Annotated in this window: 23 protein-coding genes and 2 pseudogenes; 23 read left to right on the top strand and 2 right to left on the bottom strand. The window is 37.1% G+C overall.

Annotated features, from left to right (window positions below):
* The first annotated feature begins 67 nt into the window (after positions 1–67).
* From STRMA_RS08250 to STRMA_RS08315, 14 genes and pseudogenes are all read left to right on the top strand, one after another.
* A complete protein-coding gene (locus tag STRMA_RS08250; RefSeq protein ID WP_040841891.1) occupies positions 68–1,894 on the top strand; it encodes an Ig-like domain-containing protein in 1,827 nt (608 codons plus the stop codon).
* A 576-nt stretch (positions 1,895–2,470) separates the two neighbouring features.
* Positions 2,471–2,896 (top strand): MarR family winged helix-turn-helix transcriptional regulator, encoded by a 426-nt coding sequence (locus tag STRMA_RS08260; RefSeq protein WP_003080175.1) that lies wholly within the window; start codon positions 2,471–2,473, stop codon positions 2,894–2,896.
* A complete protein-coding gene (locus tag STRMA_RS08265) occupies positions 2,896–3,798 on the top strand; it encodes a cation transporter (protein WP_003078468.1) in 903 nt (300 codons plus the stop codon). The genes STRMA_RS08260 and STRMA_RS08265 overlap by 1 nt, the downstream gene beginning before the upstream one ends.
* A 15-nt stretch (positions 3,799–3,813) precedes the next feature.
* Positions 3,814–4,746, top strand: a complete 933-nt coding sequence (locus STRMA_RS08270; RefSeq protein WP_003080834.1) for a dimethylarginine dimethylaminohydrolase family protein — start codon at positions 3,814–3,816, stop codon at positions 4,744–4,746.
* Positions 4,747–5,013: 267 nt separating this feature from the next.
* Positions 5,014–5,460 (top strand): 50S ribosomal protein L13, encoded by a 447-nt coding sequence (rplM, locus tag STRMA_RS08275; RefSeq protein WP_003079083.1) that lies wholly within the window; start codon positions 5,014–5,016, stop codon positions 5,458–5,460.
* Positions 5,461–5,483: 23 nt separating this feature from the next.
* Positions 5,484–5,876 (top strand): 30S ribosomal protein S9, encoded by a 393-nt coding sequence (rpsI, locus tag STRMA_RS08280; protein WP_003082493.1) that lies wholly within the window; start codon positions 5,484–5,486, stop codon positions 5,874–5,876.
* A 428-nt stretch (positions 5,877–6,304) separates the two neighbouring features.
* Positions 6,305–6,442, top strand: coding sequence for an abortive infection system toxin AbiGii family protein (locus STRMA_RS09710; protein ID WP_234943962.1), 138 nt, complete (start codon positions 6,305–6,307; stop codon positions 6,440–6,442).
* A 109-nt stretch (positions 6,443–6,551) separates the two neighbouring features.
* A pseudogene (locus STRMA_RS10075) lies at positions 6,552–6,800 on the top strand (hypothetical protein).
* A gap of 1,231 nt (positions 6,801–8,031) precedes the next feature.
* Entirely contained in the window at positions 8,032–8,868 is an 837-nt protein-coding gene (locus STRMA_RS08290; RefSeq protein WP_003081665.1) for an ABC transporter ATP-binding protein, read from the top strand.
* An 83-nt stretch (positions 8,869–8,951) separates the two neighbouring features.
* Complete coding sequence (locus tag STRMA_RS08295; RefSeq protein ID WP_003081218.1) at positions 8,952–9,683, top strand: ABC transporter permease subunit; 732 nt, start codon at positions 8,952–8,954, stop codon at positions 9,681–9,683.
* A 268-nt stretch (positions 9,684–9,951) separates the two neighbouring features.
* Positions 9,952–11,157, top strand: a complete 1,206-nt coding sequence (locus STRMA_RS08300) for a PTS sugar transporter subunit IIC (protein WP_003079257.1) — start codon at positions 9,952–9,954, stop codon at positions 11,155–11,157.
* A gap of 19 nt (positions 11,158–11,176) precedes the next feature.
* On the top strand, positions 11,177–11,992 hold the full coding sequence (locus tag STRMA_RS08305) for an alpha/beta hydrolase (RefSeq protein WP_412093835.1): 816 nt from the start codon (positions 11,177–11,179) through the stop codon (positions 11,990–11,992).
* A gap of 207 nt (positions 11,993–12,199) precedes the next feature.
* On the top strand, positions 12,200–13,192 hold the full coding sequence (gene mvk / locus STRMA_RS08310; RefSeq protein WP_040841893.1) for a mevalonate kinase: 993 nt from the start codon (positions 12,200–12,202) through the stop codon (positions 13,190–13,192).
* Positions 13,193–13,441: 249 nt separating this feature from the next.
* Positions 13,442–14,095 carry a metal-dependent transcriptional regulator gene (locus STRMA_RS08315; RefSeq protein ID WP_003079509.1) on the top strand — a complete coding sequence of 218 codons (654 nt, stop codon included), beginning with the start codon at positions 13,442–13,444 and terminating at the stop codon, positions 14,093–14,095.
* A 170-nt stretch (positions 14,096–14,265) separates the two neighbouring features.
* Here the strand turns inward: STRMA_RS08315 and STRMA_RS08320 are convergent, their stop codons facing one another.
* Positions 14,266–14,952, bottom strand: a complete 687-nt coding sequence (locus tag STRMA_RS08320) for a LexA family transcriptional regulator (RefSeq protein WP_003081796.1) — start codon at positions 14,950–14,952, stop codon at positions 14,266–14,268.
* Between the two features lie 213 nt (positions 14,953–15,165).
* Between STRMA_RS08320 and STRMA_RS08325 the strand changes: the two genes are divergently transcribed.
* From STRMA_RS08325 to dnaJ, 9 genes are all read left to right on the top strand, one after another.
* Positions 15,166–15,432, top strand: coding sequence for an ACT domain-containing protein (locus STRMA_RS08325; protein ID WP_003079913.1), 267 nt, complete (start codon positions 15,166–15,168; stop codon positions 15,430–15,432).
* A gap of 22 nt (positions 15,433–15,454) precedes the next feature.
* Positions 15,455–16,792, top strand: coding sequence for a PFL family protein (locus STRMA_RS08330; protein WP_003079170.1), 1,338 nt, complete (start codon positions 15,455–15,457; stop codon positions 16,790–16,792).
* Between the two features lie 214 nt (positions 16,793–17,006).
* Positions 17,007–17,714 carry a histidine phosphatase family protein gene (locus tag STRMA_RS08335; protein WP_003080420.1) on the top strand — a complete coding sequence of 236 codons (708 nt, stop codon included), beginning with the start codon at positions 17,007–17,009 and terminating at the stop codon, positions 17,712–17,714.
* The gene (locus STRMA_RS08340; protein WP_003081786.1) at positions 17,698–18,438 is read left to right on the top strand and encodes a M15 family metallopeptidase; all 741 of its coding nucleotides are present in this window, start codon (positions 17,698–17,700) and stop codon (positions 18,436–18,438) included. The genes STRMA_RS08335 and STRMA_RS08340 overlap by 17 nt, the downstream gene beginning before the upstream one ends.
* Before the next feature lie 3 nt (positions 18,439–18,441).
* Entirely contained in the window at positions 18,442–19,029 is a 588-nt protein-coding gene (locus STRMA_RS08345; protein WP_003078475.1) for a glycoside hydrolase family 73 protein, read from the top strand.
* Positions 19,030–19,240: 211 nt separating this feature from the next.
* Entirely contained in the window at positions 19,241–20,275 is a 1,035-nt protein-coding gene (gene hrcA / locus STRMA_RS08350; RefSeq protein ID WP_003080741.1) for a heat-inducible transcriptional repressor HrcA, read from the top strand.
* 88 nt (positions 20,276–20,363) lie between these two features.
* The gene (grpE, locus tag STRMA_RS08355) at positions 20,364–20,924 is read left to right on the top strand and encodes a nucleotide exchange factor GrpE (protein ID WP_040841895.1); all 561 of its coding nucleotides are present in this window, start codon (positions 20,364–20,366) and stop codon (positions 20,922–20,924) included.
* Positions 20,925–21,187: 263 nt separating this feature from the next.
* Positions 21,188–23,023, top strand: a complete 1,836-nt coding sequence (dnaK, locus tag STRMA_RS08360) for a molecular chaperone DnaK (RefSeq protein WP_003081996.1) — start codon at positions 21,188–21,190, stop codon at positions 23,021–23,023.
* Positions 23,024–23,327: 304 nt separating this feature from the next.
* Positions 23,328–24,470: a molecular chaperone DnaJ gene (gene dnaJ, locus STRMA_RS08365; RefSeq protein ID WP_040841898.1), complete on the top strand. Its 1,143-nt coding sequence runs from the start codon at positions 23,328–23,330 to the stop codon at positions 24,468–24,470.
* A gap of 11 nt (positions 24,471–24,481) precedes the next feature.
* Here dnaJ and STRMA_RS09955 read toward each other — a convergent pair.
* A pseudogene (locus STRMA_RS09955) lies at positions 24,482–24,664 on the bottom strand (DUF5960 family protein); the annotation flags it as partial.
* Between the last annotated feature and the right edge of the window lie 37 nt (positions 24,665–24,701).

Below are 24,701 nucleotides of genomic sequence, written 5' to 3' on the forward strand. Positions count from 1 at the left end.
TGATTTGTTTGAATATCTTAGACAGTTAGGGTAAAATAAAAGGAGTTTTGTGAAGAAAGGTTTTTTTATGAAGAAGAAATTATTGGAATGGCTGTCCTTATTTTTGATAGGAACTGTTGCTATTTTAGGTGGATTACTGGCAGGCAAGGCCTCAGCTGCTGAGCAGGGAGATGTCATCACAAAGATGTATGTAACAAATAGGGAAGGCAACCCCCTAACAGATGAAATTGATCAGTGGGAACAGTTTCGTTTAAATGCAGATTTTAAGCTTCCAAATAACACCGTAAAAGCAGGTGATACGACAACTGTTAGTTTACCCAAAGAAATTACCTTTGCAACCAGTGCTTCATTTGACGTTCAGGATAGCTCTGGAAATGTTGTTGCAAAAGCAGTGGTAGATAAGGATACTAAAAAGGTCACCTTGACCTATACAGATTTTGTTGAAAATCATTCAGATATCTCAGGGACTTTTTTCTTTTATATCCGAGCAGACCATACGCAGATAACTGAGAAACAGCAGGTTCCTTTAAATATTACTGTCAATAATAAAGTATTTCCTGCTGGCAGCTTTACTTTTAAGGGGATTACTGTACCTAAAGGAGAACCTATTGAAAAGTCTGGTTGGCAAAATGCCTCCAATCCTAGGATTGGCCAATATTATATTGCTGTCAACCGTGCTAACACCAACTTGAAAAACACAAAGATTGTTGACAAACTTCAAGGTTCTTATTTGAATTATGTTCCTGGTTCTTTTATTATTGAAAAGGGAAAGTGGGTCTATGAAAATGGTGACTGGGCTTTAAAAAATGCCAGCACAGTGACCGACCAGTACCCGGCTAAGATTACTGGCTCTAGCTTTAGCATAGATTTTGGAGATCTAGATGCTGATACAGGCTTTGCTATCTCCTATCAAGTTAATATTCCCTATACCCCTGTTGATGGTGAAGCTTTTGGCAACAGTGCAACCCTGACTGCTAATAATAGGAGTGCGCAGACAGTTGACAGTAAATATTACTTTTTAGCAGCCGGCGGTCAAGCTGAGGGCTACACTTACAATGTCAAGATTAAAAAGGTTAACGAACAAGGGCAACCATTAGCCAGTGCTGTTTTTGATCTGATCCGTGTCAAGACAGGTCAAACAGTTGGTCAGCTAACAACTGACAACAGTGGTGAGGCGACTCTTGGAGGACTCTTAAAAGACGCCTATATTCTGCGCGAAACCAGTGCACCCAAAGGCTATGTCAAAGCTGATGACATTTCTGTTTCAGCCGATGATTTTGATACAGGAAGTAAAACAGCTCAAAAAACAATTACTAATAAAGCTGAGGTTACCACAACGACAGAAACTTCTACGACAGAAAGCAGTACAGTAACAACACCAGAAACATCAAGTACGACCAACACAACAACAGAAAGCACAACACTAGAGGACACAACTACCGAAAACTCTACAACAACAGTAACAGAAGGTAGTACGACGACAACAGAAGTATTGACAGAAACGACTGATCCAACCACCACAGCTGTAGAAAATGTGACAACAGCAACTAGTACGACCAGTGCAGAAACTACAGTTTCTAATACCAATACAACAAGTCAGTCTCTATCTACATCCAGTAGCGTAAGGGAAACTTCAACAACTGACCAAACGACAGTTATTCCTCAAAGTTCAGCCTCTACTATTAGCAGTAATGTAGATAAAATCTCTTCTAGTACAAAAAGGTCAGCTGTAGAAAAAACGGCTGCCAAAACATCATCTAGCCAGACTAAAAAGTCCCATAAATGGGGCTTGCCATCAACTGGAGAATATGCTTCTGTTTATCTGTCTCTTTTAGGTCTATTGTTGATCAGTGCTGTCGGTATCTATCACTATAAAAAGAACAGTTCTTTATAAAGAGTATGAATTCCAATGTTTTATCATAACTCTGAAGCGTTAGCTAATGAAAACACAGCTATGGGCTTATCTTAAAAGGCTTCATTTCTGCTGTATTACATTAAAAATGACTTGGCAAATAAGCTTTTATCTGAAGTAAAAGGCCTTTGCTACTATTTATCAAGTCTTATCAATGCTTTTAGCCTAAATTATTTCCTGACAGGAAGCTAAATGAGCTTTCTGTCTTTTGTTTTTCTCAGATTTCGGGGCAATATCAACTAAAGCAGGGAATTTAATATACTCAATGAACATCAAAAAGCAGACAAGAAAGCTAACCGCAGGCAGTGCTAAGGCAGGACCAAGGTGGCCCTGACCTCCTAGTTTAGAGAGATTGTCAAAGAGTATAAAGAATCCTTCCTTTTTGCAGATAGCAAATGGCTTGCTCATCTAGCCTAATAATATGTGCTTTTATGTAAGATACCTAAATAGTATTTTTAACCATTTTGTTTATGAAAGTCTTTCCTTGACAGATGGTTTTTATTTTCATAAAATTAGTTAACAAGAGTAATTACTTTTATTAACTAAAAGGAGAAATCTATGAATTCTATTAGGAAACAATTTTCGGATCTTTATGATAAGGCCTTAATTCGCTACCAAACCAGTCCTCTTCGCAGCACTGATTTCCCCGATATGTCTGCTAATGAGGAACATTATATTGATATTTTATATGGTTTGGGACAAACAACGTTAACAGAGTTCTCAGAAAAAGCTAAAATTTCTAAACCAGCTGCTACACGTATTATTCATGCTTTTTTAAAGAAGGGCTATTTAGAGAAAACACCGTCACAGACAGATAAACGTGTCTTTTATTTGGAACTCATTCCAGATTTACAGGAGCATTGTCGAAAAAATTTTCAGCTAGCAGATACTATCTTTAGCGATATGCTATTGGTTTTGACAGAAGAAGAGCGTGACCAGCTTTCTTATCTGATTACTAAAGTGAATAAGGAGTTTGATGCTTAATGGAACAAAAGAAAATTGAGCAAAGGGCCTTAGTCATAGGAACCATTGTCAATATGCTGATGGGAATTGTTGGCCTAATTGTTTATCGTATTACGATGATTGAATCTCTTTTTATTGATGCTTATTATACCCTTATTGATTTGTTTTCTGGTTTATTAGCTATCTTTATCTCCAAAAATAGTACTAAAAGAACTGCTCTATTTCCTAATGGTTTCTTTATTTTGGAACCTTTGTATGCTTTCTTTAAATCAAGCCTGTTATTAGTGCTTTTGACTTCATCTGTTATTACCGTTTCGATAAGAGCTTATAAATATTTTACTACCGGACAGGGAGAGATTCTCAATGCTTTGCCGATTGTTCCCTATGCTGCTGTTATGGTCTGTCTGTGTCTGGGCTTGTCTTTTTACTATAAAGAACAAAGCAAAAGAATGGGTAATATCAGTACCATGTTAATGTCTGAGACCAAAAATTCTTTCATTGACGGTATGATTTCAGCAGGAATCGGACTTGCTGCTCTTTTGGTGCTTATGATTGATATAAACTCACCTTTAAGTTTTCTCAAATATACTGGGGATTTTTTCATAACAGTTAGCTTGGTAATCTTTACCATTAAAGGACCAATTTCAATTATTCGCAGTGCCAGTTTTGAAATTGCGGGTGGGACTTTGAAAAACGGTTTGGTAAAAAAACATATTGAAAAGTGTATTTATTCCTATTTTGATAAGGGAGGAATGATTCAGCATTGTTTTATTTATAAAATCGGTACTTCTTTTACTATCCATCTTTTATTGAGCGAAGAAGCGGCATTTCTTGATTTAAAAGAGCTTTCAGTTAAAAAACAAATTATCCTTAATGAACTTAAGCAATCTTATGAATTTATTGATTTGAACTACATTTATTAGTTAGGAGAAATGCAAATGAAGATTACTATTTACAATGAATACGCTCCTTTAAAAACAGTCATTATTGGTGATGCTAGCCGCTTGTTCTTTCCAGACAGTCATGCTATTGAAAACGAAAAAAGCAAACCCTGGTGGGAAAAACTGCGGAATAATATTATTTTCCCCTTGCTAAGAGGTAAGGAAGTGCCTCGTTTCCTCACAAAGCATTTTCAAAAAGAATTGGATGATTTTGAACAGTTACTTCGAGAAAATCAGGTAACAGTCTTGAAAGTAGACGCCATCACACCGCCAGCTAGTAAGAACCCTGCAGAATTAGGCACGGGACAAATGTATGCCAGAGATAGTGCTATGTCTATAGGGGATTTATTTATTCAGGGCAATATTCAGATTGAGATGCGTAAAAAAGAACGTTTGGGTTACCAAAGGATTGTCCAGAATATTAAAGAAAATAATAAAGTTGTGACGATGTCACAATCAGATCCAGTCTATCTTGAAGGGGGCGATGTTATTGTTGATTACCCAAATGTTTTTGTTGGTATTGGCAAATATGCTAGTAATTTAGCTGGTATTGAGTGGCTGCGTAAGCAGTTAGATGATTCCTGGAATATTGTTCCTGTTTATTTGAATGACGATGGCATCTTGCATCTAGATTGCTGCATGACCATTATTGGCCCTAAAACAGCTATTATTTGCCGTGAGGTTTTAAAAGATTTGCCAAAGGAATTATCTGATTATACCTTTATTAATATTGATAAAAAAGTAAGACAGGAAATGGCTGGCAATGTTCTGGTTTTGGGGCATAATAAGGTTATTGTTCAAAAGAGGCATAAAAAGCTGCAAGAGGATTTGAGAAAACATGGTTTTACCCCTTTACCGCTATCTTTCACTTGGCATGCTCTGTTGGAAGGTGCTTTTAGGTGTGCCTCTTGTCCCTTGGAACGTGAATAAGTTTCCATGAGGCTGAGTAAGTATTGCTTGCCAGTTATTGTTATAACAGCTATAAGAAAAACTGTTCTATTTGATTATTATTGGCTTTTCTTTATTCTTAAAAACTAAGGCACATACAAGCCAAAAGAGGTCTTGACCCAAAGGTTATTTTTTGATATTATATAAAGCGGTATTGTTTACCCCATTTGAAAGGCCCCGGAACCCTTCAAATAACTTGTGGACCGGAACATCCACTTTGTAAACATAAAGATTCGTATAGGAGAAATCATGAACAAAACAACATACATGGCTAAGCCAGGTGAAGTTGAACGGAAATGGTACATTGTTGATGCAACAGATATCCCTCTTGGACGTCTTTCAGCAGTTGTTGCCAGCGTTCTTCGCGGGAAAAATAAACCTACTTTCACACCGCATACTGATACGGGTGACTTTGTTATCGTTATCAATGCTGAAAAAGTGAAATTGACTGGTAAAAAAGCAACCGACAAGATTTACTACACACACTCAATGTATCCAGGTGGCTTGAAACAGATTCCAGCAGGTGAACTGCGTGCTAAAAATGCTGTTCGCTTGATTGAAAAATCTGTTAAAGGAATGCTTCCGCATAATACTCTTGGACGCGCACAAGGCATGAAATTAAAAGTCTTCGTTGGTTCTGAGCACACACATGCAGCACAACAGCCAGAAGTACTTGATATCACAGGTCTTATCTAAGAGGAAAGGAGAGCAGAAAATAAATGGCACAAGCACAATATGCAGGAACTGGACGCCGTAAGAATGCTGTTGCACGCGTTCGCTTAGTTCCAGGTACTGGTAAAATTACAGTAAATAAAAAAGACGTTGAAGAATACATTCCGCATGCAGATCTTCGCCTTGTTATCAATCAGCCATTCGCAACAACATCTACTGAAGGTTCTTATGATGTTTTTGTTAATGTCATTGGCGGCGGCTACGCTGGTCAGGCAGGTGCAATCCGTCATGGTATTGCACGTGCACTGCTTGAAGTTGATCCTGATTTCCGTGATTCACTCAAACGCGCTGGCCTTCTGACACGTGATGCTCGTATGGTTGAACGTAAGAAACCAGGTCTTAAAAAAGCTCGTAAAGCTAGTCAGTTTAGTAAACGTTAATCTGTTTGTTCAGATTATCTTACAGCTCAGACACTTCTCGATTTCGGGAAGTGTTTTTTATTTAAATTGACGGTAGCTGTTGCGACTTTAGTCGCTTACAGATAGGGAGGTGTGCACAGAAAAACACAATTTTAGCGTCTCAAAACGCTAAGAAACGACTGCAATACAGCAGCATAACACTTCATGGTTCACATCATGGGGTGTTTTTTTGCTGCATTTTTTGGAAAATTGATAGCAATATATTTTAGGTATTAGTGGCAAATAGTAATAGTCAAAGGGTTAGATGATGTATGTAGTGGATGATGTTTCTCAACTCTAAGTATATTACAACACTAATAGGCGTTAAGAATAAAGTGCAGTTGACTTTGATTGTTCCATTTCAAATAGAAATCCAATAATGATAGTAAGGTTGTAATTTTTTAATTTTAATGTTCATCATCATTGATTTAGAGCCTTTGGAAATTGAAGTAGATCAACAGCAAGTTTATTTACCTATTAAGAGAGTTGCATATCCAAGTTTAACTGAAATAAAAATTGTCTCTGATAGAAATCATTTGATTATGTGACTTTAAGTCCGTCACGCTCCGTAAGGTGCGCGATGAAGGTTATACCAAAAAAACTCCAAACACGATACAATAAAGGTGTTCAAGCCTATTGTAAAGTGAAAGGAGAAAAATATGTCGCAAAAGGCACATTGTCTTCACACCTAAGTATAGACGAAAAATCATTTATAATCAATATCGAAGTAGTCTGGGAGAAATATTCCGACGCTTGTACAGTTATAAAGGTTTGGGTAGAGTGGTATACGGTAGGTCTTAATTGAAGCCACGATAAAGAAGTATATTCAGGAACAAGAATGATATAGCTCTTGATAAATTGAGTGTGAAAGAGTATGAAGTTCCCTTTAGGGATAGTGGCAAGTAGTACGAACGCCTCTTTAAGAGGCTAGTGACGAGTCAATAGCGGTTAGGCTTGAACAAAGTGAAAGCCAGCGTCTTTAGGCGCTGGCTGGTGATGTGGGCTTATAGCCCTTGTTCAAACCACCCGTTTGACGGTGGTTATGATTATGCGACTTTTAGACTATTTTACTCTGAAGGCGTAAAATAAATAAACCGCCTCTTTAGCGGTTGCGCGACGCAGGCTATATACGAAAAACGCTAAACGCGATACACTAAACTTTTTGCATGAAGCGAAGTATTATGAGCCAGACGATAAAGTTGTATCAATTCTTGAAAATAATATTGTCAGCTGTCATCTTAGAATTAGTGATAAAATTGAACAAAAATAGGATTAATTTCCAAATTTGAGTGATGGTGAAAAAGTCATTTTGCATTTCAAGTATAATGCAGGAGAAAAAATGATAATTTCATAAGCTTCAGAAATCAATGGAAAAAGTCGAAATTTTGCAAGTAGATTATTGGAAGAGCTTCTGGATAAGGAAATCATAGAATGGCATGGCACTAGTAAACAAGATCAAAATTATTACTATACATTAGATCAATAAAGGTGTAGTCTTTATAAGTAGAGGGTACAGATCATTATTTTTAGATTTATAAAAAAGTTTAAGAAGATCCAAAATTTTAGAGATATTTGAGAATTGATTGATACTTATTTGATTTTCAAATTCTATATTTAAAATAAAAAAGAAATACAGTTATGAAAAAACAGCTGCTGCTAAACAAAATTGCTAGCTTAATCTATAAGTTGGCTATAGGCTGCTAATTGCTGAATTTATGATAAAGTTATCTGTAATTTGTGAAATGTGTAGAGATGAAATAGGTCTCCAAACTGTTTGGCAGAAAGATACCTTTTCTTATTTGAATATATTGGCAATAATACAGTTTTCTAAGCAGTAAATCACTTCTTTTAGATTCTGATATTGTTCATCTTTAGGGATTATCATTAAATCATGGACAGTATCTGGAATAATGAATTAAATATTTTAAAATATCTAACATATTCTATCATATTTATCTTAGCTACAATCATTCTTAGTATTATAGTTAAATTTAGAAAAATAAAATAAAGCAAAGAATTTTTAATGTTACTTTGAAAAAACGGTGTTCAAGATTTTTTTAGGAGAGTGAGAAATGGTGATTGAACTAAATGGAATTAATAAAAAATTGGGACCAAAGAAATTATTAAAAATTTATCTTTGACAATAAATAGAGGGCAAGTATTTGCTTTACTGGGTCCTAATGGAGCAGGAAAGACAAGCTTAATTCGTATTATGTTAGGATTGCTTAAACCGGAGTTTGGGACTGTGAAAATATCAGGCACAGAACTAACAGAAGCCACACGGTCCGATTTACTCCTAACTATTGGGGTTCAAAATGATGGCAATCTTTATGAAAATCTAACAGTTAAAGAAAATTTAGCTATTTGGGGCGAGATATACAGTTTAGAGCAGTTAAGGATAAGCCATAGAATTACGGAAGTTAGTAAAATGTTTCGCTTGGAAGCGTATTTAGAAATGCCTGTAGGAAGTTTAAGTAAGGGAAACAGGCAGAAAGTTTTATTGGCTAGAGCTATGTTTCATAATCCGGATATCTTAATTTTGGATGAACCAACCACTGGTTTAGATCCTGAAGCGGTTGATGAATTTTATACTTTCATTAAGCAACTGAAAAAAGATAATGTTACCATCATTATGTGTACACATTATTTATATGGTCTGGATGATCTTGTTGACAGCATAGGTGTGTTAAAAGATGGGGAGCTGTTAACGAGCGGGGAGATAAGGAAGCTAAGAAATTCAGACAAAATAGTGCATTTTTATGGCAGATTTAATCAAGATGATGTTCTTAGGTTAAACCATCTTGGGACTGTTAGTGGAAATACAAAAGCGGAGTTTAGTATTCTATTGGATAATTATGATATTGTACCGGCTATTGTCAGAGAATTATCCTCTAAGGGAAATGATATTGATGAAATTCATAGGCAGAATGAAACTCTAAAAGAAATTTACTTTAGAATCATTGAAGGAGATTGATTGATATGTTTTGGTACCGGATTAAAGTGATGATAAAAAAAGATTAAATAGAACTGCTTAAGGATAGAGGTTTACTACTATCTTTGATAATTGTACCAATTATTTTTAGTATCGTTTTTCCAGTATTAATATTTTTGCTGGGCACTAACAAGGAAATTTCAGCTAGCATTTCAGGCTTACAGATGTTCTTAGAACATTTTAAAATCTTAGATTATCCCAAATTTATTACCACAGATACACTGCCATTATATGCTATTTTTACTTATTTTTTTCTACCGCTGTTCATGTTAATTCCAATAATGATTTCAACGGTTTTAGCCAGCAGCAGCTTTATTGGTGAGAAGGAGAAAAAAACGCTGGAAGGCTTGCTGTATACTCCGCTGTCTCCTAAGGTGTTAATTCTAGGTAAAGCTTTAGCTTCTGCTATTTCAGCAGTTTTACTAACAATTATGTCGGTTACCGTGTATGCTGTGATTGTTAATGTATTGGGATGGAGATATTTTGGCCATATTATTTTGCCAAATCTTACTTGGGTTTTGGTTATTTTCATTATTTCGCCATTGCTTGTTTTGTTATCCATTTTACTAGTGATTGGAAGTTCACAATATTTAAAAAGCAGCAAATCGGCACAAGGAGTTGCAATGATTATTATTGCTCCTATTCTTGGAATGTTGATTTCTCAATCCACTGGGGTCTTGATACTTGGCCTTACCGAAACGTTGATTTTTGTAGTTGTTTTACTATTATTAACGACAGCAACCTTTATTTATGTTGCAAAAAAATTTGATTTTGAAAAATTTATCTTAAATAACTAGCCTATAAAGACTTGATAAATTATGGGGATAAGGAAGCGGTATTTTTTGACTTAGTGAGAAGTTAGTATATTAACTTTTTCAAATGGGAAAAGCCGTCTGTTTTCTAGAAGGTATGATGATTTGATGACTGAAAATAAAATAGGAAAATTTTTAATATACTATCTTTTTGTCTTTTTATGAAGAAATCATTTAAACTTTTCAATTACTTATATTACTGCTATAATGGAAGGATATTAAACGACTTGTATAGAAAAAACGGAGGATAAAAATGGAACTATTCAAGACCATTCGCAGTATCTTATATACTAGCATGCACTGGGTCTTTCCGCTGTCGCTTATTTATACAGTTGTTGTTATTATTCAAAATCTTTTTTTGCTGCCATCTAGTTTTTTCTCAGTGACAGCAGGTTTAAAACTTTTTAAGATTAGTTGGATGCCCTTCTTGATAGAACATTCTATGCGTTTTAATAGGATTGTGATCTGTCTGATTGCCTGCTTATTTACGGCTCGGTTTATACAGCTCCTCTTGAAGAGACATCAAATAGACTCCTTTGTGCCTAGTATTATTGTGTTTTTAGTGACCTGGCTTTTGTTTGGTCAAATTAATTTTGAGGCGGATATGCGTACCCCTTCTCAGCCTATCTGGCTTTTTTTAATATTGGGTATCTTACTGTTCTACGGTTTTATTTTGCTCAATCAAAAATTTGGTTCTCATTTAGTGACCTTTAGATGGCTTTTGATTTCGGTGTCTCTTTATTTGGCGCTTTATTGGGGAGCAACGGCTTATAAGCTCCCCTTGTTAAATGTGAATTTCTACTTTCAGGAAGGCTTTTCAAATTTGTTAGGGAGCGGCCCTAGCCATTTAGCGGAAGTTATTTTGCTGTCTTTTTTTGCGGTCATCTTTTTTTCAGTTGGGTTAATTGTACCAGATATTTTGAATGCACCAACTTTCTCTTTAGATGTGGTTAGTGACAATTTAGATTCTATTTTAGAGCATTCGACACAAAAAATTCCGCACTTATTTACCTTGTATACCTTGCAGGATGCTTTCGCCCTTTTTGGAGGTGTAGGGTTATTGCTTGCTTTAGCTATAGCGATTATCATTGGAAGTAAGCTAGTGCAACAGAAAACCTATTCTAAGATGGTTTACTGGTCCTTCATTCCTTTATTATTTGACCAGCCTCTGCCTTTATTATTAGGTTTTCCTATCTTATTTCAGCCGCTTTTGTTAATTCCTATGCTGCTGACGACTTTCGCAGCGGAGCTGCTTGGTGCTTTTGTTTTGATGACAGGCATGCTTAATCCATCTGTTTATGAAGTCCCTACGGGGACGCCCAATATTCTTTTTGGCTTTTTAGCTTCTAACGGAGACTGGAGATATTTAGTAATGGTGGCTTTAATCCTGTCTATTTCAGTGATCATTTATCTTCCCTTTGTCAAAATAGTTTTATTAAGAGAGGCTCATGATGAATAAGTTTTTAAAAACTGCTGGTATGATTTTTTTATTTGCGCTGCTAGTAAGTATGCTTATTTTGGGCAGAGGTTATATGAATACCTCCTCTAAAACCAAAATAAGAAATTACAACTCACGGATTAACCCAACGATTATGCTGCCAGGCTCTGAAGCAACTCGAGAAAGGTTCAATGGAACTATTGACTCTTTAAATAAAATGGGGAAGAAGCACAGTGTTTTAAAATTAACAGTACATAAAAATGATAATATCACTTATAGCGGCCAAATAGCTGCTAATGACGTGAACCCTTATATTGTTATTGGTTTTGAAGATAACAGTGACAGCTATGCCAATATTAAGCGGCAGGCCAAATGGTTGGATCATGCACTGGCAGAGTTGCAAAAAAAGTACCATTTCAGAGACTTTAATGCGATTGGCCATTCAAATGGAGGATTGGACTGGACGGTTTATCTGGAGCAGTATTACTCTGATGAAGATTTTAATATGCAAACTTTGATGACGATAGGAACACCTTATAATTTTGAAGTTGTCAACAGTTCTAACCGTACACAGATGCTGCAGGATCTGATTAAAGAACAGGATAATTTACCAGATGACTTGACCGTCTACAATGTAGCAGGAACAAATAATTATGATGGTGATTATATTGTCCCTGTTACCAGCGTTGAAACTGGGAAATACATTTTTCAAAAAACAGTTGACCAATATACACAGGTAACAGTGACAGGCAGTGAAGCGGAACATTCTGACTTGCCTGAAAATAAAGAAGTTTTAGATTTGATTTCAGAAAATATCTTGCATAATAAGTCTAAGAAACTGAAACCTCAAAATTAGACTAAAGCAAAATGACTAGTTTATTTCTGCTTTCTTTTTGCACAGGTAGCTGTAATCCCTTAACTTTCCTTGTTTTTTCCTCTCAGTTTACAAGGCTGCGCGTGTTTGAAGTTTATAGAGACAGCAAAAAAGGAAGCTGCTGGGGAAACCTTTGTTTTGCTTTCTTTTCTTTCAGCATTCCTTCAGAAAAGTGATATAATAAATGGTATGACAAATCCTCAGATTGAAGAAAAAAAAGTTTTAGAAAAAAAGATAGCTAGAGGCAAGGCTTCAGGTAAAATTATTTTAATGGGAGAGCATGCTGTAGTCTATGGCCAGCCGGCTATAGCGATACCTTTTTCTGCTGTAGAAACAGTTTCAGAAGTTAAAACAGAAGGAGAGAAACTAACAGTAACCTGTGATTTCTATGATGGTTTGGTTCATGAAATGCCAGAGATTTTAGAAAGTTTAAAACATGCTATTCGTTTTTCTCTTTATAGGATCAATGCCCCTCAAGATCCAGCCATTCATATTGATATTCGTTCAACAATACCAGCAGAAAGAGGGATGGGGTCAAGTGCAGCGGTAGCTGTGGCTATTGCAAGAAGCCTCTTTAATTTTTATGGTAAAGTACTAACCGATAAGGAATTGTGGGAAATTGTCCAGTCGTCTGAAAAAATCGCCCATGGTAATCCTTCAGGCATAGATACTGTTACAACTAGTGGCAAATCCCCTCTTTTTTTTGTCAAAGATCAGCCTATTGAACAGCTAACTATTCATATGGATGCTTATTTAGTCGTTGCTGATACAGGCCAAACAGGTCAGACTTTCAAAGCAATTCAATCGGTTAAAGAACTTTTGCACAAAAGAGATGACCAGCCAGCTACTAGTTCTGATTCTAGACAAGCAATCCAAGAACTGGGGAAACTAACCCGATTGGCTAAAGAAGCTTTACTGAATAATCAAGTTTTAGAACTAGGAGAGGCGATGAATCGGGCTCAGCAGCTTTTAGCAAGTTTAACAGTTTCTGATCAGCTTTTAGATGAGCTCACTCAAGTGGCTAGACAGGCAGGCGCCTTAGGAGCTAAGCTAACTGGCGGCGGGCTAGGAGGCTGTCTGATTGCTTTAGCTAAAGATAAGGAAAGTGCTAAAAAAGTTTCAGCTGCTCTAGTGAAAAATGGTGCTGAAAAAGTTTGGTGTCAGTATTTGGGCGACCTTTAAACCAACTTGTCTCTTAGTCCCCAAATTAAGAAAGTCCCAAATCCGCTACTCTTTATTTCAGAATAGCAGCATCACTTTTCCTAGATTTTCTAAGACTTGCTTATGCAGCTTGCACCGTTTTGTCAGTCTTATGTGAAGCTCAACAAACCCCATTGGGCTGATTGATTGCAGTTATAAAATCATTAAAAGGTTTTATCCGCAAAAAGGGGGCAATTTGGTATAATATTTCTGACAAAGAAGAGGATAGATATGACACCTAACAAAGAAGATTATTTAAAAATTATTTATGAGCTGGGAGAATACGGAGAAAAAATCAGCAATAAGCAAATTGCAGAAAAAATGTCTGTCTCTGCTCCAGCTGTTTCAGAAATGGTCAAAAAACTTTTGTCAGAAGGATTAATTCTTAAAGATAAGCAGACAGGTTATTTACTAACGAAAAAAGGGCAGATCCTAGCTTCATTTCTCTATCGCAAGCATCGTTTGATTGAAGTTTTTTTAATGAATCATCTTAATTACACAGCAGATGAGATTCATGAAGAAGCTGAAGTACTAGAACATACTGTTTCTAATATCTTTATTGAACGTTTGGACAAGTTACTCCACTATCCAAAGGTCTGTCCGCACGGAGGAACCATTCCTCAATATGGTGAACTCTTAGTTGAAAAATATCATACCACTTTGAAAGATACAAAAGAAGAAGGAACTTATGTGTTAAAACGCGTTCAAGATAATTTCCAGCTTTTGAAATATATGGAGCAGCACCATTTAAGCATTGGCGATGAGCTGACTCTTTTAGAATATAATGATTTTGCAGATGCTTATACGATTGAAAAAGAGGGCAAACAGCTGCAAATAACATCAGCAGTTGCTAGTCAGATTTATGTCGAAAAGAAAAAAAGCTAGCAGGCAATATTTTTTCTTAAAAAGTTTAAAAAAGCAAACAAAAAGAGAGTAAAGCAGCATTCCTTAGATAAATACTGCTTTACTCTCTTTTTATGACTTATCGTTTAATCTTGAGCTTGAAAGCTTAAAGAGCTTGTTTTAAGGACTTACTTAGCCTTAGCAGGGAACAATTAGGCTTCAAGAGGTCTAAAATTTCCCACGATGAGACCGATAATTCTTGGATTTTCCGCGTAGGGAGCAAACATATCAGCGTATTTTTTATTTAGAGAAACAAGACGCAAACCGTCTTTTTCACGATAAACTTTTTTGATATAAGTCTGATCATTCCAGTCTACGGCATAAATAGCGCCGTCATAATCAAAACCTGTTTGCTTGATAAGGGCAACCTCACCGTTTAGGAAGGTTGGCTCCATAGAATCTCCGAAAATCCAAGAAGCAAAATCATGGTCAATTTCTTCATCATAAAAGACAGTATCAAAATTACCGTCTCCAAAATAGGAGTAACCTGTACCAGCCGATAATCTTTCGTAAACTTTATAAGGATAATATTTCTTTTTCATTAAATCTACCACCTTGTTTTGTTGCTCTAATAATTTTTGTGAGTATAGCAATGTTTTATTTTTATTGTCCTCATTCAAATGAGAATAAATTTCAACGATGTCGTATTGGGATAAGAAATAGGCGGAGTCTACCTTTAATAATTGAGCCAGTTTCTTCCAATTTTTTTGATTAGGTTTTGTTTTTCCAGCTTCCCAGTTGAAGTAGGAAGGTCGGCTGATCCCCATTTGATCGGCCAGCTGAGCTTGTGAAAGACCAAGCTCTTGACGTCTCTTTTTCAATTTTTGATTTGCAAACATAGCTTTAACCTCTATTAGTTTATAAACTAATTATAGTTTATCATTTAAGATCAATAAAAGCAAGTATCTGATCAGTAAGGTTTCGAAGATAGTGTGCAAAACTTAAAAAACAGGAAATACTAGTAATTTCCGAACATTACAGCTGTATTTGATATAGAATTTTCAGGTTTTTTATGCTAAAATGTTAAAAATAAAGAATCATAGGAGGCTTTTATGAAGGCGATTATTACAGTTGTTGGTAAGGATAGAGCTGGTATTGTTGCAGGGGTATCAACAAAAATTGCAGATCTGGGGCTCAATATTGACGATATCACGCAAACTGTCCTAGATGAATATTTTACAATGATGGCTCTTGTATCTGCTTCTGATAAAAAAGATTTTACACAATTGCGTTCAGAACTTGAAAAGTTTGGTGCTAGTTTGAACGTCAAAATTAGTATCCAAAGCGCTGCTATTTTTGATGCTATGCACAATTTGTAAAATAGAGGAGTTTGTGTAAATTATGGATATTAAGCAGATTACAGAAACGATTGCAATGATTGAGGAACAAAATTTTGATGTTCGTACCATTACTATGGGAATTTCACTTCTTGACTGTATCGACTCTGATATGAATAAGGCAGCTGAAAAGATATATCACAAAATTGTTGAAAAAGCTGGAAACCTTGTCAAAATAGGTGATGAAATTGCAGCAGAACTAGGAATTCCTATCGTTAATAAGCGCGTTTCGGTTACGCCTATTTCAATTATTGGGGCAGCAACGAAAACAACTGATTATACTCCCTTGGCTAAGGCGCTTGATCGTGCTGCCAAACAAATTGGTGTTAATTTTATTGGAGGTTTCACTGCCTTAGTGCAAAAAGGCTATCAAAAAGGAGACGAAAACCTTATTCACTCCATCCCTAAGGCCTTAGCTGAAACTGATTTTGTGTGTGCTTCTGTTAATATTGGTTCCACGAAATCAGGTATTAATATGACAGCTGTACGTGATATGGGGGATATTATTAAGAAAACAGCAGCTGCTTCTGAAATGGGTCCTGCAAAATTAGTTGTTTTTGCTAATGCTGTTGAAGATAATCCATTTATGGCAGGTGCATTTCATGGTGTTGGTGAGGCAGACGTTGTTATTAATGTCGGTGTATCAGGCCCTGGTGTGGTCAAACGAGCCCTTGAAAAAGTAAGCGGGCAAAGTTTTGATGTTGTGGCTGAGACGGTCAAGAAAACAGCTTTTAAAATTACACGTATTGGGCAGCTTGTTGGTCAGATGGCCAGTGAACGTTTAGGAGTTAAATTTGGGATTGTTGATTTGTCGTTAGCCCCAACCCCAGCTGTGGGAGATTCTGTTGCGCGTGTACTGGAAGAGATGGGGCTAGAAACAGTAGGTACGCACGGGACGACTGCAGCCCTTGCTCTCTTAAATGATCAGGTTAAAAAAGGCGGTGTCATGGCCTGCAATCAAGTGGGCGGTTTATCAGGGGCTTTTATCCCAGTTTCAGAAGATGAAGGAATGATTGAAGCTGTGGAAAAAGGAACTTTGAATCTTGAAAAATTAGAGGCTATGACGGCTATTTGTTCTGTTGGTTTGGATATGATCGCTATTCCCGAAGATACTCCAGCTTCAACCATTGCAGCCATGATTGCTGATGAGGCAGCAATTGGGGTTGTTAATATGAAAACGACTGCTGTTCGCATTATACCTAAAGGTAAAGAAGGAGATAGGATTGAATTTGGTGGTTTGCTCGGATCTGCCCCGGTTATGCCTGTTAATAAAAACTCTTCAGCCGATTTTGTAGCACGCGGCGGCCAAATTCCTGCACCTATCCACTCTTTTAAAAATTAAAGTAGGCCAAAAATGTATTTCATCTTTCCTAGGTAAGACTGCCTAAAGAAGGGTGAACAGAAAAAAAGCCTTAGATATTGTGATTTTTACTGTCAAGCCCAAGCTGCTCTTGCTTCCTATCCTTTTTAGCTGATAAGATAAGTTCTTCCAGCATACGCTCCCCCTTTTGTTTTTAAAATGGTATAATAATAAACGGACAAAATCAGGAGGAATTATGACAAAAACGAGACTATATATTGCGCGTCATGGTAAAACAATGTTTAATACTATTGGCCGTGCTCAAGGGTGGAGCGATACGCCATTGACAGCAGAAGGAGAACGGGGAATTCATGAACTGGGAATTGGTCTGCATAAGGCCTCTATACCCTTTAAATATGCTGCTTCCAGTGACAGCGGCCGAACAATGCAAACGATGGAGATTATTTTAGAAGAGCTGGGTAATCCTACTATTCCTTATTCAAGGGACAAACGTATTCGGGAATGGTGCTTTGGCAGTTTAGACGGAGGCTATGACGGGGATCTTTTTCAAGGAGTGCTTCCTCGGACAGCTGCTTTTAATACAGGGAGATCTTATGATGAAGTTACCTATCCTGAATTGGCTGCTAGTCTTGTTGAAGTAGATACAGCTAATTGGGCTGAGCCTTGGGAAATTTTAAGCAAACGTATTTATGATGGTTTTGAAGCAATTGCTCAGTCTGTGGAAGCCTCAGGCGGAGGCAATGCAATTGTCGTCAGCCATGGCATGACAATCGGTACTTTTATGTGGCTAATTGACCGTAAACAAGAAAAAAAGGCTATTGCTAACGGCAGTGTGACTGTTGTTACTTATGAAAATGGAAAATTTTTCATTGAGACCATTGGTGATATGTCTTACCGTCTTCGAGGAAGGGAATTTTTAGAAAAAAATGAGAAAGAAAATTAGTCCCTTATCTACTTTAGTATTATTGACATTTATTTTGATTTTTGTTTTAGGACTTTACTTCTTTTTGCAAAAAAGTCGTCAGACTGGTACTGATAAAAGCATTCATCAAAAAGTGGAGCGAAGTAAAACATCTTCTGCAGCTCATCCACATAGAGGGATATCATCTAAAGATTGGGAATTGGTTCTCGTTAATCGTGATAACAGAAAATCGGAAATGAACCCTGAGCTAACGGATATCAATGGTATTAAGGTAGATTCGCGAATTGCAGAAAATACAAAGAAATTTTTGGCGGCAGCTCAACAAATTGATGCTAGTGAACATTTAATATCAGGTTATCGAAGTGTTAACTATCAACAGGAGCTTTTTAATAACTATGTTGAACAAGAAAAGGCAGCGGATCCGAGTTTAAGCCAGGAAGATGCTGAGAAAAAAGTACAAACCTATTCGCAGCCTGCAGGAGCCAGTGAACATCAGACCGGTTTAGCTATTGATATGAGTACAGTAGACAGTCTTAATGAAAGTGACCCCAGTGTAGTGGCGAAAGTGGCTTCGATTGCTCCTAAGTATGGTTTTGTATTGCGCTTTCCGAAGGATAAAAAAAGTTCTACGGGGATTGATTATGAAGACTGGCATTATCGCTATGTCGGTGTAAAATCTGCTGAGTATATGACAAAGCATCATTTAACTTTGGAAGACTATTTAAGGGAATTAAAGGAGAAATAGATAGTGAGAACGAGACTAAAATTTAGGTCTTTTATTACCGTTGTTTTCATTCTTTTCTTTATCATTTTTATGCCTATTTTATTTAGCGGGGGATTAGCAAATGCTCAAAAGGAAGTAGCTAGCCCCTATACCCATAAAGAGTTTATAAAAGAGGTGGCTCCTACAGCCCAAAAATTATCCAAATTATATGGAATAAAAAGTTCCATTATCATAGGACAGGCAGCTCTCGCTAGTCATTATGGACATACTTTTGTCTCTAATAAATATCATAATCTTTTTGCTCTCCGAGCTCTTCCAGGTCAAAGCGGCATCCGTCTGCAAGATCGTGAATATAGCAAAGGAGCTTGGCATAAGGTATCCTATCGTTTTCTTGTTTATCCTTCCTGGAAAGAATCGCTCTATGATTATTTAGCTCTCTTGCGAGGAGGTAAACTTTGGGATAGTGCCCTTTATAGAACGATGGCTACCTCAAATGGCTATAAGACAACAGCGAGAGCACTTCAGTCATCAGGTTTCAGTGATGACCCAAATTATGCTGAGAAATTAATTGCTGTTATTGAAGAAAACGGACTCACAGATTACGATCAGTAAAAAAGAAGGTTTGTTGATTCATTAGTTCAGATTGCAAGATAAAGTATTTTTTAAAGAAATAGAAGGATTTTAGCACTCTAAGAAAAAGAGTGCTAAAATTTTGCATTTTTTTCTTGACAGAAATTTAAATTGGAGTATAATAAAAACATGAACTTAGCAGTCTATGCTTAAGAGTGCTAATTTTGTTGTTAAAGATTGGAGGATGGCTTAGATGATTACACAGCGTCAAAAAGACATTCTTGATTTGATTGTTGAGACTTTTACTAAGACTCATGAACCTATTGGTTCAAAAAGCCTTCAAAAGTTTGTTGCTTCAAGCAGTGCTACTATTAGAAATGATATGGCTGTTTTGGAAAAGTTAGGTCTTCTTGAGAAAGCTCATACATCAAGCGGACGGCTTCCAAGTCCTAAAGGCTTTAAATACTTTGCTGAACATTCTTTAAATCCAGCTAGTTTGGATGAACAAGATGTTTATCAAGTGATGAAAGCTTTTGATTTTGAAATTTTTCGTTTGGATGATCTTTTAAAAAAGGCCAGCAAACTACTGGCAGATTTAACAGATTATACAGCCGTCATTCTTGATGTAGAACCAAAAAGACAAAAATTAACAGCTTTTGATATTGTTAAACTCAGCAGCCATGATGCTTTAGCAGTTTTAACCTTAGATGAGGCCAGTTCAATAACCGTTCAGTTTGCGATTCCGAAAAATTTTTTGGATAGTGATTTAGAGACTGTTATTCAAATCGTTCGAGAACGTTTTTTACATCAGACTGTCTTGGATATTCATTATCGTTTGAGAACAGAACTGCCTCAGATCATTCAAAAATATTTTCTGCGTACAGATAATGTGTTAGATTTATTTGATCATATTTTTAACCAAATTTTTCAAGAAAAAGTCTTTATTTCTGGTAAGGTAAATAGTTTAGAATTTGCAGGATTAAAAACTTATCAATTCTTAGAAAACCTACAGTCTGTAGCTTTAGAAATTCGGCAAAGCCTTCCAGAAGAAGAAATCTATCGGGTACAGGTTGCAGAAAGCAGTGAAGCAAGCCTTTCGGGCCTAACGATCATTAGTCAGAGATTTCTCATTCCTTATAGAGGTTTTGGAGTTTTATCTATTATTGGTCCGATAGACTTAAACTATCAAAGGACAGTTAGTCTGCTTAATGTCGTCAGTCGCGTTTTGGCCATTAAACTTGGTGATTTCTACCGCTATCTCAGCAGCAATCATTATGAAGTTCACTAAGGCTAAGTCAGTCGGTTATTGAGTTAGTTATTTTTGGATATAGCCTATCCATATCATATAGAAACTAAAAGGAAAAGAGGTGCATACTTTGTCAAAAAAAGAAGATAACAAAGAGAAAAAAGAAGAAAACACAGCAGAAGCTAAAACAGCCGAAGAAATAACGGAGTCTGTTGAGGGAACTGAGGAAGTTCAAGAAGCTCCTGCTGAAAAATCTGAGCTTGAGCTTGCGAAGGAACGTGCTGATGACTTTGAAAATAAATATCTTCGTGCTCATGCGGAAATGCAAAACATCCAGCGTCGAGCAAATGAAGAGCGTCAAAATCTTCAGAAATATCGTTCACAGGATTTGGCTAAAGCTATTTTACCAAGCCTTGACAATCTCGAACGTGCTCTTGCTGTAGAAGGATTGACAGAGGATGTTAAAAAGGGCCTTGAAATGGTTCAGGAAAGCTTAGTTGCAGCTCTTAAAAATGAAGGAATTGAGGAAATTCCAGTCGAAGAAAAATTTGACCATAATCTCCATATGGCTATTCAAACTTTACCGGCTGATGACGAACATCCAGCAGATACTATTGCACAGATTTTTCAAAAGGGATACAAGCTTCATGATCGTATCCTGCGCCCGGCAATGGTAGTTGTTTACAATTAAGATGCAAAGGGCGATGGAACAATCTAGCTTGTCCGAAATGACAGAAAACTATAATGAAAACGATAGATGCAAGCCTATGGCTTGCTCAATCCGATATTTCCTGCCAAGGTGTGAAACAGGTAACAATTCTTATTATCTGACAGGGAAATTTTGCAGCCATAGGTTCAAAATTTAGCAATGAATTTCCAAGAGTAGTTGCTTGTATTTTCCACCATATAAGGAAAATATCAAAAATAAAAATGGTAAAAAGAGGAAAAAACATTATGTCTAAAATTATTGGTATTGACTTAGGTACAACAAACTCAGCAGTTGCAGTTCTTGAAGGAACTGAAAGTAAAATTATTGCAAATCCAGAAGGCAACCGCACAACCCCTTCTGTAGTCTCCTTTAAAAATGGTGAAATTATTGTTGGTGATGCGGCTAAACGTCAGGCAGTAACAAATCCAGAAACGATTATTTCGATCAAATCTAAAATGGGAACATCTGAAAAAGTTTCTGCCAATGGTAAGGAATACACTCCACAGGAAATTTCAGCTATGATTCTTCAATATATTAAAGGTTATGCTGAAGATTATCTTGGCGAAAAAGTTGAAAAAGCTGTTATCACAGTTCCTGCTTATTTTAATGATGCTCAACGTCAGGCGACTAAAGATGCTGGTAAAATTGCAGGCCTTGAAGTAGAACGTATTGTCAATGAACCCACTGCAGCTGCTCTTGCTTATGGACTTGACAAAACGGAAAAAGATGAAAAGATCTTAGTGTTTGACCTTGGCGGCGGTACTTTTGATGTGTCTATTCTCGAATTAGGAGATGGTGTCTTTGATGTGCTGGCTACTGCAGGTGATAATAAACTTGGCGGAGATGACTTTGATCAAAAAATTATTGATTTCTTAGTGGAAGAATTTAAGAAAGAACACGGTATTGATCTGTCAGCTGATAAAATGGCACTTCAACGTTTGAAAGATGCGGCTGAAAAAGCGAAAAAGGATCTTTCTGGTGTTACTTCTACTCAAATCAGCTTGCCTTTCATTACTGCAGGGGAAGCAGGACCTCTTCACTTGGAGACAAGTCTTTCTCGTGCTAAATTTGATGATTTGACGCGCGATTTGGTTGAGCGCACAAAGACTCCTGTTCGTCAAGCCCTTTCAGATGCAGGTTTATCCTTATCAGATATTGATGAAGTTATTTTAGTGGGAGGTTCAACACGTATTCCAGCTGTTGTTGAAGCTGTTAAATCTGAAACTGGCAAAGAGCCAAATAAATCCGTTAACCCTGATGAAGTTGTAGCAATGGGAGCTGCCATCCAAGGCGGTGTTATTACTGGTGATGTCAAAGACGTTGTCCTTCTTGATGTTACACCGCTATCACTTGGTATTGAAACTATGGGTGGTGTCTTTACTAAATTGATTGAACGTAACACAACAATTCCAACTTCTAAATCACAAGTCTTCTCAACGGCAGCCGATAATCAACCAGCTGTTGATATCCATGTTCTTCAAGGAGAACGTCCAATGGCAGCAGACAATAAGACGCTTGGTCGTTTCCAATTGACAGATATTCCAGCTGCTCCTCGCGGTGTCCCACAAATCGAAGTAACTTTTGATATTGACAAAAATGGTATTGTATCTGTTAAAGCTAAAGACCTTGGCACTCAAAAAGAACAACATATTGTTATTCAATCTAACTCAGGCTTGACTGATGATGAGATTGATAAAATGATGAAGGATGCTGAAGCAAATGCTGAAGCAGATGCAAAACGTAAAGAAGAAGTTGACCTTAAAAATGAAGTAGATCAAGCAATCTTTACAACTGAAAAGACGATCAAAGAAACTGAAGGAAAAGGTTTTGATACTGAGCGCGATGCTGCTCAAACTGCTCTCGATGATTTGAAAAAAGCACAAGAAGCTGGCAATCTTGATGATATGAAGACTAAACTTGAAGCGCTTAATGAAAAAGCTCAAGCTCTTGCGATGAAACTTTATGAACAAGCGGCAGCAGCTCAACAAGCACAAGCAGGCCAAGAAGGTGCTCAAGACTCATCTGATTCATCAAACGGTGGCGGTGATGATGTCGTAGACGGTGAGTTTACAGAAAAATAACACGTTAAGAATGACTAATCACTAAAGTGACTGTCATTCTACGGCAATCGCTATGGCGATTTGCCTAAACGCCTTACTAGCTCGATTTTCGAAAATCTCACGTCGTAAATAGATGAAGAAATCCAGAGGTTGCAAACCAGCCTCTGTTTTTGGCTAAAAGGGCTCAATGCAGCTTATAATTTAGTATAGAAAGGAATCGAACCCGCCCTAAATGCTGTGTGAAAAAGATAAATTCTTTTGTGAGCATCGCTCACGGCAAGAATTTCCTATTTTCACTTTGCATTTTACGGGCTTGGTATCTTATATGAACAATACAGAGTATTATGATCGTCTGGGGGTATCTAAAAATGCCTCTCAAGATGAAATCAAGAAAGCCTATCGTAAAATGTCCAAAAAGTATCACCCGGACATTAATAAAGAGCCTGGTGCTGAAGAAAAGTATAAAGAAATTCAAGAAGCTTATGATACTTTAGGTGATGAGCAAAAACGTGCTAATTATGATCAGTTTGGTCCAGAAGGAGCAGCCAATGGCGGTTTCGGCGGCGGAGCAGGTGGCTTCAGCGGTTTTGACAGTGCTGGTTTTGGCGGTTTTGAAGATATTTTTTCAAGCTTTTTTGGCGGCGGCGGAGCTTCGCGCAATCCTAATGCACCGCGTCAAGGAGACGATCTCCAATATCGTGTCAATCTTAAATTTGAAGAAGCCATTTTTGGAACTGAAAAAGAGGTCCACTATAATCGTGAAGTGACCTGTCATACTTGTGATGGTTCAGGAGCTAAGCCTGGTACTAGCCCTGTTACTTGTAGTAAATGTCATGGCTCAGGTGTTATCAATGTGGATACTCAAACACCGCTTGGTATGATGCGTCGGCAAATGACCTGTGATGTTTGTCATGGCAGCGGTAAAGAAATTAAAGAACCTTGTCCAACCTGCCATGGTTCAGGTCGTGAAAAACAAAGGCATAAAATGGCTGTTACAATTCCAGCAGGTGTTGAAACGGGACATCAAGTGCGTGTCGTTGGTCAAGGGGAAGCAGGTTTTAACGGCGGTCCTTATGGAGACCTCTATGTCATTATTAATGTTTTGGCGAGTGATAAGTTTGAGCGAGATGGTTCAACTATTTATTACAATTTAGATATTAATTTTGTCCAAGCCGCCTTGGGGGATACCGTAGAAGTTCCGACAGTTCATGGAGCAGTTGATCTTAAAATTCCAGCAGGCACACAAGCGGGTAAAGTTATCCGTATTAAGGGGAAAGGTGCTCCTCGTTTGAATGGCAATGGACAGGGAGATCAGCGAGTTACAGTGAATGTTGTGACGCCGACAAAGCTTAATGAAGCTCAAAAAGAGGCCCTTCAAGCTTTTGCTAAAGCAAGCAATATGAATCCTGTTCATCCTAAGAAAAAAGGCTTTTTTGACAAAGTTAAAGATGCTTTTGAAGAGAAATAAGAGAATGAGATTTCAGTGTTGAGTTTGAAGTAGCTCTTAGATGATTTATTCATTGACAACATGATATCATCTGTTAGAAAGATTAATAGCGTATCTAGTGCAGAGTAGCGATAAAAGTCGTTTTAAAATTTTTGGTAGTTATCGCTGAAGTAGTCCATCTGTAATTCGTTTTTATAGAACTCAAGCTGATTCATGATGCACCTCCTCAACTAATGCTATAGAGATGATATG

Source organism: Streptococcus macacae NCTC 11558 (assembly GCF_000187995.2).
Taxonomy (GTDB): Bacteria; Bacillota; Bacilli; order Lactobacillales; family Streptococcaceae; genus Streptococcus; species Streptococcus macacae.

What these genes read in the sequence shown, in the direction of transcription:
- STRMA_RS08250 (WP_040841891.1), top strand. Translation starts at nt 68, where the DNA reads ATGAAGAAGAAATTATTGGAATGGCTGTCCTTATTTTTGATAGGAACT.
- STRMA_RS08260 (WP_003080175.1), top strand. Translation starts at nt 2,471, where the DNA reads ATGAATTCTATTAGGAAACAATTTTCGGATCTTTATGATAAGGCCTTA.
- STRMA_RS08265 (WP_003078468.1), top strand. Translation starts at nt 2,896, where the DNA reads ATGGAACAAAAGAAAATTGAGCAAAGGGCCTTAGTCATAGGAACCATT.
- STRMA_RS08270 (WP_003080834.1), top strand. Translation starts at nt 3,814, where the DNA reads ATGAAGATTACTATTTACAATGAATACGCTCCTTTAAAAACAGTCATT.
- rplM (WP_003079083.1), top strand. Translation starts at nt 5,014, where the DNA reads ATGAACAAAACAACATACATGGCTAAGCCAGGTGAAGTTGAACGGAAA.
- rpsI (WP_003082493.1), top strand. Translation starts at nt 5,484, where the DNA reads ATGGCACAAGCACAATATGCAGGAACTGGACGCCGTAAGAATGCTGTT.
- STRMA_RS09710 (WP_234943962.1), top strand. Translation starts at nt 6,305, where the DNA reads ATGTTCATCATCATTGATTTAGAGCCTTTGGAAATTGAAGTAGATCAA.
- STRMA_RS08300 (WP_003079257.1), top strand. Translation starts at nt 9,952, where the DNA reads ATGGAACTATTCAAGACCATTCGCAGTATCTTATATACTAGCATGCAC.
- STRMA_RS08305 (WP_412093835.1), top strand. Translation starts at nt 11,177, where the DNA reads ATGATTTTTTTATTTGCGCTGCTAGTAAGTATGCTTATTTTGGGCAGA.
- mvk (WP_040841893.1), top strand. Translation starts at nt 12,200, where the DNA reads ATGACAAATCCTCAGATTGAAGAAAAAAAAGTTTTAGAAAAAAAGATA.
- STRMA_RS08315 (WP_003079509.1), top strand. Translation starts at nt 13,442, where the DNA reads ATGACACCTAACAAAGAAGATTATTTAAAAATTATTTATGAGCTGGGA.
- STRMA_RS08320 (WP_003081796.1), bottom strand. Translation starts at nt 14,952, where the DNA reads ATGTTTGCAAATCAAAAATTGAAAAAGAGACGTCAAGAGCTTGGTCTT.
- STRMA_RS08325 (WP_003079913.1), top strand. Translation starts at nt 15,166, where the DNA reads ATGAAGGCGATTATTACAGTTGTTGGTAAGGATAGAGCTGGTATTGTT.
- STRMA_RS08330 (WP_003079170.1), top strand. Translation starts at nt 15,455, where the DNA reads ATGGATATTAAGCAGATTACAGAAACGATTGCAATGATTGAGGAACAA.
- STRMA_RS08335 (WP_003080420.1), top strand. Translation starts at nt 17,007, where the DNA reads ATGACAAAAACGAGACTATATATTGCGCGTCATGGTAAAACAATGTTT.
- STRMA_RS08340 (WP_003081786.1), top strand. Translation starts at nt 17,698, where the DNA reads ATGAGAAAGAAAATTAGTCCCTTATCTACTTTAGTATTATTGACATTT.
- hrcA (WP_003080741.1), top strand. Translation starts at nt 19,241, where the DNA reads ATGATTACACAGCGTCAAAAAGACATTCTTGATTTGATTGTTGAGACT.
- dnaK (WP_003081996.1), top strand. Translation starts at nt 21,188, where the DNA reads ATGTCTAAAATTATTGGTATTGACTTAGGTACAACAAACTCAGCAGTT.
- dnaJ (WP_040841898.1), top strand. Translation starts at nt 23,328, where the DNA reads ATGAACAATACAGAGTATTATGATCGTCTGGGGGTATCTAAAAATGCC.